The organism is Streptococcus sanguinis, from assembly GCF_900635155.1.
Taxonomy (GTDB): Bacteria; Bacillota; Bacilli; order Lactobacillales; family Streptococcaceae; genus Streptococcus; species Streptococcus sanguinis_G.
The window spans coordinates 239,846-252,290 of sequence record NZ_LR134002.1 but is presented as its reverse complement, the minus strand read 5'-3'; the positions used below and the strand labels follow the sequence as shown (position 1 = coordinate 252,290).

Here is a 12,445-nt window from a genome sequence, read left to right as displayed (position 1 = left end):
CCTTTTCCCTAATCAAATATATTTCCAATTTCCACATCAATGGTATTCGCCTTGACATCAATATTGGTTACTTTCAAGAGCGATTTATAGTCTAGATAATCGCGATTGGCCTGCGCATTGTCCGCAAAGACAGCTACACCTGCCAACTCAGAGTCAAACTCAGATAAGAGGCTAATCATCCCTGTAATGGTTCCCCCACCTTTGAGGAAGTCATCCACAATCAAGACGCGACTGCCAGCCTTGAGACTGCGCTTGGACAAGAACATCTTTTCAATACGATCTCCGCTGGAGCCCGATACGTAGTTGACACTGACCGTCGATCCTTCTGTAATCTTTAAATCCCGACGAACGATGACAAAAGGTACATTAAGTACGTTGGCTACGGCATTGGCCAAAGGAACCCCCTTAGTCGCAACCGTCATGACAGCATCAATCTGTTGATCTTTAAAGCTTTTGGCAATGATCCGTCCGATATTATTCAAAATGGATGGAGTACTGAGCAGGTCCGATAGGTAAATGTAGCCCCCCGGAAGAATCCGATTACTTTCAGACAGCTGATCACAAAGACCTTGCACAATGGTCTTAGCTTCTGCATCTGAGATAGACGGGCTGAAAATGACTCCTCCACCGGCACCAGTAATCGTTTCAATGGTCCCAATTTCAATCTCTTCAAAGGCTCGCTTAATAATGACAATATCTTCTGAAATAGAAGATTTGGCAGATTCATATTTTTCTGCAAATGTATTTAAGCTCGTTAATTCATAAGGATGGTTAATCAAATAATTAGAAATAACCACCATACGCTCACTTCTTCTTAATTTCATTTTTTCACCAATTAAAGTTATTTTATTCATTATACCATAACAGAAACAAAAAAACGAACATTCTTTTCCAAGTAATGTCCATTTTTCGTATTTTACTGTTCAAGTTTTGGTTTGTAGAAGGAACGACCTTCAAGAGCGAATATTTTATTGCTCATTTGACCTGGATCAACAAGTCCCAAGGCAGCAGTCATCATCATCATTTCCGCATCCAGATTATCAATCATGTGCAGAATTTCTGCCTCCATAATCTTAGGTCGTACAGGACTGCCATATTCCAAGAGACCGTGGTGGCTGAGAAGCACATGCCGCAGGACGATTACTTCTTCTTTGCTGTCATCAATTTTCAGCTCCATCAGGGTCTTGGTCAATTCTTCATCAATCAAAGCAATGTGACCAATCAGATTGCCTCGCACAGTATACTCGGTATTTTCCGGACCGCTGAGCTCAATAACCTTGGCCAAGTCATGAAGCATGATCCCTGCGAATAACAAGCTTTTATTAAGCTGAGGATAAATGTCTCCGATAGCATCTGCCAGCTTGACCATAGTAGCGGTATGAAAGGCCAGACCCGACTCAAAAGCATGGTGATTGGTCTTAGCAGCTGGATAAGAATAAAACTCCTTGTCATACTTGCTATAAAGCGAGCGCACCACGCGCTGCCAGACCGAATTCTCAATCTTGAAAATCATCTGAGATAAATAGTCTCGGATTTCTTTCTGGTCTACTGGCGGTTTTTCCTTGAAATCTGCTGGGTCATTGGGCTCTCCAGCCTTAGGAAGGCGCAGGGTAAGTTGATTGACTTGGGGCGTGTTATTGTAAACTTCCCGTCGGCCTTGCATGTGCACAACCTTGCCAGCAGTGAATTCTTCAACATTATGTGGCTGAGCATCCCAAAGTTTACCCTCGATCACTCCAGTATCGTCTTGGAAGGTAAAAGCCAGATAATTTTTCCCAGCCCTTGTCTGACGGACTTCTGCTGACTTGATCAGATAGAAACCTTCAAACAGTTCATCTTTTTTCATTTGATTAATCTTCATTGTTTTCCCTTTCTTCTGAAAAATCAAGTAAGGTCAAATCGAGGTCTTGGTCAGACAGCTCAATATGGCGTAAGGTTCTTTCGATAGCTCCTGTCCTACGGGTTAAGAGTTCATCAATATTGCCCGAAGCATGCTGCAAATGTTTCTGCGCCTTGGTAAGAATGCCACCGAACTTATTAAACTCGGATTTGACAGAACCCAGAACCTTACTGATGTCGTCCGCACTTTTTTGGATATTGAGCGTTTTAAAACCGACAGACAGTGAATTGAGCAAGGCAGATAGGGTTGATGGTCCCGCTACCACAATCTGCTCCTCACGTCGCAAACTGTCAAAAAAGGCTGGATTGCGGACAACTTCCGAATAGAGACCTTCCGTTGGCAGAAACATAATTCCAAAATTGGTCGTAGCTGGTGGTGCCAGATATTTACTCTTAATATCCTTGGCAAAGCGTTTAACACTTGCTAAGAGAGACTTGCGATAGAGCTCAATCTCTTCCTTGCTACCAGACTCATAAGCATCTTCCAAACGGTAGTAATCAGCCAGAGGAAACTTAGAATCAATAGGCAGATAGACATATTCATGCTCTGTCTGTCCCGGCAGTTTAATAGCATATTCGACACGCTCACTGGAACCGGCCACCGTCACAAACTCTCGCTCATACTGACTGGCCGTCATGATGTCCTCGATAATCTGACCAAGCTGCAGCTCCCCTAGAATCCCTCGGGTCTTGGTGTTGGAAAGAACCTTGTTCAGCGTGCCGACATCTCGAGCAACACTCTGCATTTCTCCCAGACCGCGATTGACAGACTCCAACTGCTTAGAAACGGTCTCAAAAGAAGTCTGAAGACGAGTCTGAAGTGTTTTCTCCAGTTTTTCTTCCACGGTCTGCCGCATCTGTTCTAAACGGGTTTCATTGGACTCTTGGATCTGCCGCATACGCTCGTCAGTTTTATCCCGATTCTTGGTCAGGTTGTCACTGATTTCCAAGCGCAGCTCTGTCAAGTTGCGGTGCAAATCTGTCCTGACCTCGCTCAAACGGTCTCCCAGAGCTAATTCCAGCTCTTTCTGAGCCGTTTGCTTTTTCTGGCTTTCTTGCTCCAAGCGATAGTCCAACTGATCCGATAGATGATCTGCCTGATTTTCCAAGACTTGCTTTAGCGTCTCGGTCTGCTGACTAAGCTTTTGCCATAGGAGAAAGGTCAGCACTAGGTTTCCCAAAAGAATGAGGATAATTATAAACTCCATATCAGCTCCTGTCTTTGCTGTAAATGACGACTGTATATCCGCTATCAAAGTCCAAATAAATGGGCCTATCTATAAATTCGTTAGAAGCATATACTTTTTTGAAAAAAAAGTTATCTTTATTGAGCGGATATTTGGCGCCCTCAATCGTTAGGTCAACGTCATCCGATGGCAGAAAGGCCAGATAGCGCATGCCAGGTACTGGTTTGATTTCATGGCGCCCCTTGGGAACATAGGTCAGCAGATTCTGCTCATCTTCCAGAAAAATCTTCTCCATATAAGGTGCAATTTTTTCATTACTGGGCAGGAAGACATTGGCCAAGGCATGATCCAGACGGCCCCCAAAGGCGCCGAAAATGGTCAAACGGGCATCTGGATACCGTTCAAAACAAGCCAGAACAGCTAACTCCAAGTCCGTATCATCCTTTTCAGGATGGGCCTGAACGACTTCCTTCGCTCTATCTTTTATGCGCAGCAATTCTTCCTTGCTCACAGAGTCAAAATCCCCGACAGCCAAATCCGGACAAACTCCTTGCTCAAGCAGAAAGAGGCTCCCGCGGTCTACTCCGACCAACACATCAAAATCCAAGCTAAAATGCTCCAAGTTCCCACCAGCAAACAGTGCAACCTTAGTCATGCAGGGCATCCCGTAAGGTCTGAACTTGATGATTGACATCACCCTTGAAAACATAGCTACCAGCCACGAAGACATTGGCGCCAGCTTCTTTAGCAATCCCAATAGTCTTATCGTCAATACCGCCATCCACTTCAATATCAAAATTCAGCTGATTGACTTCGCGCAGAACCACCAGTTCACGAATCTTATCCATGGTTTCTGGCAGAAAGGCCTGGCCGCCAAATCCTGGATTAACTGTCATCACAAGGACTTGGTCAACCAGATTTAAGACATTTTTGACTGCTTCGACTGGTGTTCCCGGATTAATCACAACACTAGGCTTGACTCCTGCTGCTCGAATCTTCTGCAGCGCTCCGTGGATATGAGGTGTCGCTTCGGCATGGATGCTGATAATATCTGCACCGGCACGAGCGAATTCTTCGATATGATGTTCAGGATTGGAAACCATCAAATGGCAGTCAAAGACTAGCTTGCTGTGAGGACGCATACTGGCAACAACCCCAGCCCCAAAGCTGATATTGGGTACAAAATGACCATCCATAATATCGATATGGGCATACTCAGCACCTGTCGCTTCTAACTTCTTCAATTCTGCTTCAAAATTAGCATAGTCCGCACTTAGAATTGAAGGGGCAATTTTGAATGATGTCATAGTTCTTCTCCTTATTTAGAATTTTTTTTGGCAACTTTTTTATAGGTTTCCCGACGATTTTCAATCTCGCTGAGAAACTGCAGATAATTATCAAAGCGGAATGAAGCTATCTGGCCGGACTCAACTGCTGGCTTGACAGCACAAGCCGGCTCGTGAGTATGAGTGCAAGTACGAAACTTACAGGACTGGCTGAACTCAGCAATTTCTGGAAAAGCTTGATTGAGATCTTCAGCTGTACTCACCTCGTAATCCAAAGACGAAAATCCTGGCGTATCGGCAATCTTACCGCCGTTTAGATTGTAAAAGCTGACGGCCCGTGTCGTATGGCGGCCACGACCCAAACTTTCGGAAATCTCTCCTGTTTCCAATTGCAGGTCTGGAGCGATTTTATTGAGCAGAGTGGACTTTCCAACCCCGGTCTGTCCCATAAAAACAGTGATTTTCCCTGTCAGCAGCGGCAGCAACTCCTCAGTAGCCTTAAGAACCTCATACTCTATATCCTGATAGGCCTGTACATAGATATCCAAACTCTGCTCATCTTCAAGCAGGTCTAACTTGCTGATGTAGATAATAGGATGAATCTGTTTATGCTCTAAAAGCACCAGAAAACGATCCAATAGATTAGCATTGAAATCTGGCTCTTTCGCGCTCATGATTACAACTGCCTGGTCAATGTTGACAATCGGCGGCCGTACAAGACTGTTCTTTCGCTCTGCTATTTTTAAAATATAGCCTTCCGAGTCTTTTTCTGCTGAAAATTCGACATCATCACCAACATAGGGTGTCTGCCCTTTTTTGCGAAAATTACCCCGCGCTCTGGTCTGATAAACCTGTCCGTCTGACTCTACATAATAAAAGCCAGCCAGAGCCTTAATTATTTTTCCTTGCAAGATTGCTCCTTAAAAGTTAATACACTCATTATAACAAAAAATGCGAGATTTAGCTTGCTTGTTTTGTATAGAAAGCATTTCTTAAGGTTAGGTTCATTTTTCATAGAAAACAACTGCTTTAAAATATTTGTAATAAAACTGGCATGATAAAAGCGAACAAGTCCAAAAGAACCTGTTCGCTTTTTTATATCGTATGAGATGCTCACTGTAATTTTCAGTAAGTCATAAAACTGATTAGCTGCGTTTTGCCTTAGCCATCAGCATTCCTCCTGCGAGAAGCGCTGCTAGGAAGCCAAGAATAGTAACAAGAAGACTTTCTTCCTGTCCAGTACGAGGAAGAGCTTTTCCTCCGCCTTTCGGAGCTTGACCGCCTGGCTTATTAGTTGAAACCTTATCTTCAACACTCTCTTTCTTAGCAGGGATATGACTGAAGGTCAGCTGAGTACCGTTGATCTCAAGCTTGTAGCCATCTACTGGATCAGCAGCAACGCTATAGACAATTTCCTTGCCATCCTTGTACTTAGGAAGGTCGCTAAAGTTATACTGCCAACCATTTTCTTCTGATACAACCAGTTCTTTGATTGGTTTGCCATCTGCCAAGAGTCGAACAGTAATCTTAGAAGGTCGAACCTTATCTTGATTTTCAGCATCTGACCATACCGCAGTTCCCTTAACAGCAATCTGTGTTGGTTTATAACTGTTGGTCAAGGTGTAGCTACCGTCTGTTGCTTGTTCCTGGCTGCTGCTATAACCCTCAACTGTCACTTCTTCAAGGACTGTATAGTTGATTTTCTTGCCCTTCTTATTCTTAGGCAGATCCTTAGACTCAAACTTCCAGTCAGTAGCAGCTGTTACTTCCAGCTCATCTACCACCTTATCTCCGTCCAAAATCTTGACCTTGATAGATGCTGGGCGCTTGCCATCTTGGTTATTGGCATCATCCCAAACCTTTTGACCAGAGACTTTAACGGTTTCTGGAGTGTAGGAGTTGGTAACAGTGAACTTATCAATCTTCGTTTCATACTGAGCAACGGCATCTTCAGTAAGTGTGTAAGCAATCTCTTGACCATTTCTATATTTAGGCAGGTCTTTAGATTCAAACTTCCATCCATTAGCAGCTGTTACTTCAAGTCTATCAACAACTGTGCTTCCATCCATTACTTTTACTGTAATAGATGTTGGGCGTTTGCCGTCTTGATCGTCTGCATCATCCCAGACTTTCTGACCAGAAACTTTCACCTGCTCTGGAGTATGAGAGTTAGTGATTGTCTGACCTTCTACTTTCGGACTGTAACCTTTTTCTTTCAAAACGGCTACTGTTGCATCATCCTCTTTGACAGAGTAGGTGATCTCCTGTCCCTTGTCAAACTGAGGCAGATTAGTGAAGCTTGCTTTCCAAGTATTAGCAGCTGTCTCATTATCAGCTGTCAAGGTCAATGTCTTACCTGCGACAGCAATTGGCTCTTGACCATTTACTGAGCGATACAGCTGCACTGTGATAGAAGCTGGACGCTTACCGTCTTGGTTATCAGCATCATCCCAGACCTTCGTAACAGCATATTCTGTACTTTGAGGAGTGTAAGAATTAGTAATGGTAAACTTATCAATCTTAGTTTGATAGTCCGCAACTGCTTCTTCAGTAACAGTATAGGCAATCTCTTGACCTGCTGCATACTTAGGAAGGGCTTTAGACTCAAACTTCCAATCGTTAGCAGCTGTTACTTCCAACTCATCTACGACAGTATCGCCATTTTTCACCTTAACCTTAACAGAAGCTGGACGCTTGCCATCTTGGTTATCAGCGTCATCCCAGACTTTTTGACCGGAAATCTTAATCATCTCTGGAGTGTAAGAGTTGGTAACTGTGAAATCTTTGATTTCTTTAGTGTAGCCAGCCACATCATCTTCCTCGATAGAGTAATCAATCTTCTGACCATTTTCATAAACTGGCAGATTTTCAAATTTGGTTTGCCATTGATCAGCAGCTGTCACTTCCTTGCTAGCGACTTCTGTCTTGACACCGCCGACGGTCTTCATCAGCTTAATGCTAATCTTAGTTGGACGCTTGCCGTCTTGATTGTCGCTGTCATTCCAAGTCTTGCTGGCAGTGATTTCTGCCTTTTCTGGTGTATAAGAGTTAGTGATATTGTAGCCGTTGAGATTGGTTGAATAACCTGGTACAACTTCTTCCGTCACTGTATAGGTAATTCGTTGGCCATCCTTGTAGACTGGCAAGCCAGTAAAGTTGTAAGACCAGCCTTCTGCCTCTCCGACTGTTTGAGTATTGACTTTTTGACCGTCAGCTAGCAGATTAACTGTGATAGAAGCTGGACGTTTGCCATCCTGGTTATCGCCATCCTCCCAAGTCTTGCTTCCAGACACAGTCGTTGTCTCTGGAGTGTAAGAGTTGGTAATGTTGTAACCATCCACTTTGCTATCATAACCTGGTACAGCTTCCTCACTTACGGTATAAGTAATTTCTTGACCTGCTGCATATTTAGGCAGGGCCTTAGACTCATACTTCCAGTCGTTAGCGGAAGTAACATTTTGCTCATCAACAACCGTATCACCATTCAGAATTTTAACCTTAACAGAAGCTGGGCGCTTACCATCTTGGTTGTCCGCATCATCCCATTTCTTCTGACCGGAAACCTTGACCGCTTCTGGAGTGTAAGAGTTGGTGATATTGTAGCCGTCCACTTTGCTCGTGTAGCCTGAGACAGCTTCTTCTGCAACAGTATAAGCAATTTCTTGGCCAGCTGCATATTTAGGAAGAGGATTAGATTCATATTTCCAACCGTTGGCAGCCGTCACTTCCTGTACATCGACAATATCTTGGCCTTTCAAGATCTTGACTCTAACAGCATTTGGACGCTTGCCGTCTTGATTGTCCGCATCATCCCACTTCTTCTGACCGGAAATCTTGGTGGTTTCTGGCTTGTAAGTGTTGGTCACTACAAAGCCATCAGCAGCATTGCCAGTTACCTGAGATTGATAGTGAGGGACCGCGTCTTCTTCCAGAGAATAAACAACTTCTTGTCCCTTTTCATATTTGTTCAAGTTGGCGAACTCGGTTGCCCACTGGTCAGCTTCAGTCAGAGTTCGGTTCGCAACTTCTGATTTCTGACCGCCGACTTCTTTATAAAGTTTGACAACAACATTGGCAGGACGTTTGCCGTCTTGATTCTCGGCATCATCCCATTTCTTGCTGGCTTTGATAGCGATTTTCTCTGGCGTACGAGTATTGGTAACAGTGAGATTCCCCTGATCTACTTCTGGAGCATCGTAGCCATCAAGCTGATCTTCACCGATTGTATAGGTGATTTTTTGACCATTTGTATCAAAGATTGGTAAATCAGTTGTCTGAGCTGTCCACTCCGCATCTGTACTTCCGCCAGTTACAGTCACTGTCTTATCAGCCAACTTTTGACCGTTAGCGTAGACATCTACAGCAATAGAAGCCGGACGCTTGCCATCTTGATTGTTTTCATCTTTCCAAACTTTCTTGACTGTCAGCTTTTTGCTGGCATTTGGATCCACCGTATTCTTGACTGTCTTAACCGCTCCATCAGCCTTGATAGTCACCTTCATCGGATTGCTGTCCAGTACATAGCCTTCCGGAGCTGTTACTTCTTCTACTGTGAATTGACCTTTCTTGATTTCTTCACTTGAGAAAGGCTGTGTAGAAACCCGACCGTTAGCATCTGTCGGCGGCAGAGTAATCTCTTCACCGCTAGGAGTTGTCACCTTAAAGACAGCACCTTCCAGCATTTTGCCAGTCTTAGAATCTTGCTTGTAGAGAACCAGACTGTTGCTGATGTCAGCTGTAATGACACCGCCCTCTGTAATCCGGCTACTACGTTCTATTGTAGAAGACGTAACACCAGGACGATCATCTCTGAATGGCAGTTTTTCATTATTAACTTCCATCTCAGCCGTATTCGACACCAAAGAACCATCAGCTGGTGAAGTTGTCATATAGTTCAACATAAAGGCGTGGTTGCCTGGGTTATTGATGGTTAGAGTAAATTCTGTATAAGTGTCATTATAGGCAACCGTATAATCTTGACCTTCTTTCAAGATAACAGAATTCGCAATACTTGATAAACTCTGTGTGTACTCCCCTTGGCGAAGGACAAATTGCTCCGGAACGAATTGCATTGGCGCACTGCTATCTGGAATTACATCCTTGATAACAATCGGAGAATTATAAGTCTTTTGCTGAGTATTGATACGAACAGTCCAGTTATGGGAGTAGTCTCCGCTCTTGCCAAGAATAGCCGAATTATATGGCTTCTTAGCAATGACCCCTCCAATCTTAGCGTAGTTTTCACCGGCTGTTGAAAAACTGCTTTGTTTGCGCTCGTTAATGGTTACCTTATGGCTCATCGCGCCTTGAGTTTCCTCGGGATTATAATTCCAGTCCTGATCAGCGCCTACTGTCGTCGCCTGAAAGTCAAAGAAGAAGCTCCCTCTTACTCCACTAGCAGTTGTCTTAGACTTGTAATCTGCCAAATTCTGAATAGTAACCGTGATCAGACCGCCCTTACCTGAACCATTCGATGTCATCTTAGCAGCTCCGAGCTGGACCTGCGTTTCATTATCCGTCAGAGTAAAAGTTGTACCATCAGCAATGGTTGCACCGTTCGGTACTGTAAAGGTAAAGGTATCCCCATCCTTGAGCTGGTTATCGTAAGCAGACAAATCAAAAACTAGCTCATAGCGATAATTTCCCCCTTGAACCAAATTGTAAGCACCATTAACCTTAGTTGCTTCGCGGCCATTAGAATGGTCCCAGATTTTAATATCTGTGATTGCATTCTTCAAAGCATCGGCTTGAGCAGTTGCTGTAAATAGCTTCAAATCCAGCAAAAACAGAAGGGGCAGCATCAAAAACAGCAGCCATTTTTTCAGTTTCATAACATTCTCCTTTTTTATTTCGTTACCTAAATAAGTAATTAATTTAATTGTAACAAATACTTGCTATAATGGCAATATCATAGAACTATTTTAGTAAAGAAAAAATAGAAATTTTTCTGCTTTTTTCACTGTATGAAAAAAACTGATATTCTCTATTGGCATTTTCACAAAAATAAGTTATAATAGAATCTCAAGCGGAGGTGGTGGAACGGCAGACACGCATGCTTCAGGCGCATGTGCCCGTACGGGTGTGAGGGTTCAAATCCCTTCCTCCGCATAAAAGATAATCCTATCAATCATGATAGGATTTTTTGTTATTATGAAATAGAATTACACTGCTGAGAAAAGCCAGAAATTTCACTTTCATATGTACCTCATTAGTAAAATAGAAGACCAGCTATATAGAGCAGATTTTCTATTTTTTATAATCCCTCAGACTTCAAAGCGTCTGCCAAGCGCGCAAATTCCTCTAAACTAAGAGCTTCTCCCCGAACACTTGGAGATAAGTTAGCTCGTTCTAAAGCTGCTGTCAGTTTGCCTTTAATCTCCTCAGACTTTCCAAAACAACTGGTCAAGTTATTCCAGAGAGTCTTCCGGCGGTGGACAAAGCTGGCCTTGGAGACCTTGAAAAAGAATTTCTCGTCCTGTACCTCAACAGCTGGCTGGTCTCTGCGCACCATCTTGAGAATCGCCGAATCCACATTAGGCGCTGGCACAAAGACTGTCCTCGGCACGATAAAGGCAACCTTGGCCGTCATGTAATACTGCACCGCAATTGACAAACTGCCGTAGGCCTTGGTATTAGGCTGAGCTGATATCCGATCGGCCACTTCTCGCTGCATCATAACGACAAACTCACTAAAAGGAATCCCACTCTCAATCAAATGCATGAGAATCGGCGTCGTGATGTAGTAGGGCAGATTTGCCACTACCTTGATAGGTAGGTCTGGATTCTTAAACTCTGCTATGTACTGGGCCAAATCAACCTTGAGAATATCCTGATTGACCACTGTTACATTGTCAAAATCGCGCAGAGTATCCGCCAAAATCGGCACCAACCGATCATCAATCTCAAAGGCCATGACCTCTGCGGCACTTTCCGCTAAAAATTCTGTCAATGCCCCAATTCCAGGCCCAATTTCAATGACATTGACCTTTTTGTCAATCTCCGCTGTATCCACAATCTTCTGGAGGATATTGGTATCCGTCAGGAAATTCTGACCGAAAGATTTTTTAAAAGTGAAACCGTGACGCTCCAGAATGGCACGGGTCACACTATGGTCTGCAATTCGCATGCATCGTCTCCAAATCTTTGTATCCGTATAGAAATTCAATATATTTTCTAGTTATACTTGTTAAATAACCAAACCTAAATATTTTGACTTGCCCGACATCTATTACGTTTATTTTCAAAGCCTTTTACACATCTCTCAATATATTTATCATAGTCTTTGTTGTCCACTCTAGAACCAGTATTATTTATTCTGTCAACAATACTATGTACTTTTTGTTCAAAATCCGAGGTATCCTTTTCTTTATAGATTACAAACAACTCTAAGAACTCTGCTAGGCCTTTTAATTTATTGTAAAACTCTACAGCTTGTTGCATATTTAATACTTTTACAAGTAATTCAGGTGTCCTTTCAGTTTTTCCAGAACTAGCTAATTGAATATCCCACTGACCATGGGCTAGTCTATTTCTAGCCGTAATAACGTCTTGAATTTCTTTAATATATTCATCTTGAAACATTTTGTCAATATAATCTCGAGTAATTTCCTCCCAACTTTCTGTACTAGATATATGATTAATTGCAATTTTAAAAGACTTTTTCCATTTATCACCAATACTTTTCTCCTGATTAATCTCATCTAGTTCCATTTCATTAAAACTCACTCGCGAACTTTCATACAATATCTTATACAGACGTAGCTCGAACCAGTTTCCTAACAAGAACATGTATAGCCTTTGAGATGCCTGTAGTTCTAACTTCAATCTATCTAACCTACTATTTTGGGGGTTATTTTGCAAGTTCCAATAATATTCTCCAATAATTTTATTAGTGTTTTTTTTGATGATATCAATTTGAATCTCACACATAATCAAATTAGATTGATAAATCCCATATAATTGTTGTTTAGTCAAAAATGTATTTGTCATTAAATGACCTCCAGACAAAAAAATTCTGCTTCCGAAAAAAATTGAATGGTGTTTCCTCCAATTCCTTTCGGAAGCAGGATTCGA

At 42.7% G+C, this 12,445-nt stretch carries 9 protein-coding genes and 1 tRNA gene; 1 reads left to right on the top strand and 9 read right to left on the bottom strand.

Features of this window, described 5'->3' with window-relative positions:
* Positions 1-8 precede the first annotated feature (8 nt).
* From purR to ELZ47_RS01290, 7 genes are all read right to left on the bottom strand, one after another.
* Positions 9-824: a pur operon repressor gene (gene purR / locus ELZ47_RS01320; RefSeq protein ID WP_032906175.1), complete on the bottom strand. Its 816-nt coding sequence runs from the start codon at positions 822-824 to the stop codon at positions 9-11.
* Between the two features lie 92 nt (positions 825-916).
* A complete protein-coding gene (locus tag ELZ47_RS01315) occupies positions 917-1,861 on the bottom strand; it encodes a 3'-5' exoribonuclease YhaM family protein (protein WP_061595329.1) in 945 nt (314 codons plus the stop codon).
* Positions 1,851-3,107 (bottom strand): DNA recombination protein RmuC, encoded by a 1,257-nt coding sequence (rmuC, locus tag ELZ47_RS01310; protein ID WP_061595330.1) that lies wholly within the window; start codon positions 3,105-3,107, stop codon positions 1,851-1,853. The genes ELZ47_RS01315 and rmuC overlap by 11 nt, the downstream gene beginning before the upstream one ends.
* A gap of 1 nt (position 3,108) precedes the next feature.
* On the bottom strand, positions 3,109-3,741 hold the full coding sequence (locus tag ELZ47_RS01305; protein ID WP_061595331.1) for a thiamine diphosphokinase: 633 nt from the start codon (positions 3,739-3,741) through the stop codon (positions 3,109-3,111).
* Positions 3,734-4,393 carry a ribulose-phosphate 3-epimerase gene (rpe, locus tag ELZ47_RS01300; RefSeq protein ID WP_049552868.1) on the bottom strand — a complete coding sequence of 220 codons (660 nt, stop codon included), beginning with the start codon at positions 4,391-4,393 and terminating at the stop codon, positions 3,734-3,736. Before rpe ends, ELZ47_RS01305 begins: the two co-directional genes overlap by 8 nt.
* Positions 4,394-4,404: 11 nt before the next feature.
* Entirely contained in the window at positions 4,405-5,283 is an 879-nt protein-coding gene (gene rsgA / locus ELZ47_RS01295) for a ribosome small subunit-dependent GTPase A (RefSeq protein ID WP_061595332.1), read from the bottom strand.
* A gap of 234 nt (positions 5,284-5,517) precedes the next feature.
* Positions 5,518-10,203 (bottom strand): Cna B-type domain-containing protein, encoded by a 4,686-nt coding sequence (locus ELZ47_RS01290; RefSeq protein WP_126435031.1) that lies wholly within the window; start codon positions 10,201-10,203, stop codon positions 5,518-5,520.
* 194 nt (positions 10,204-10,397) lie between these two features.
* Here ELZ47_RS01290 and ELZ47_RS01285 point away from each other — a divergent pair.
* Positions 10,398-10,480: transfer RNA gene (locus tag ELZ47_RS01285), tRNA-Leu, on the top strand.
* Positions 10,481-10,625: 145 nt separating this feature from the next.
* On the opposite strand, the gene rsmA is transcribed toward ELZ47_RS01285, so the two are convergent.
* Complete coding sequence (rsmA, locus tag ELZ47_RS01280) at positions 10,626-11,498, bottom strand: 16S rRNA (adenine(1518)-N(6)/adenine(1519)-N(6))-dimethyltransferase RsmA (RefSeq protein ID WP_126435030.1); 873 nt, start codon at positions 11,496-11,498, stop codon at positions 10,626-10,628.
* 74 nt (positions 11,499-11,572) lie between these two features.
* Complete coding sequence (locus ELZ47_RS01275) at positions 11,573-12,361, bottom strand: hypothetical protein (RefSeq protein ID WP_126435029.1); 789 nt, start codon at positions 12,359-12,361, stop codon at positions 11,573-11,575.
* Positions 12,362-12,445: the final 84 nt, after the last annotated feature.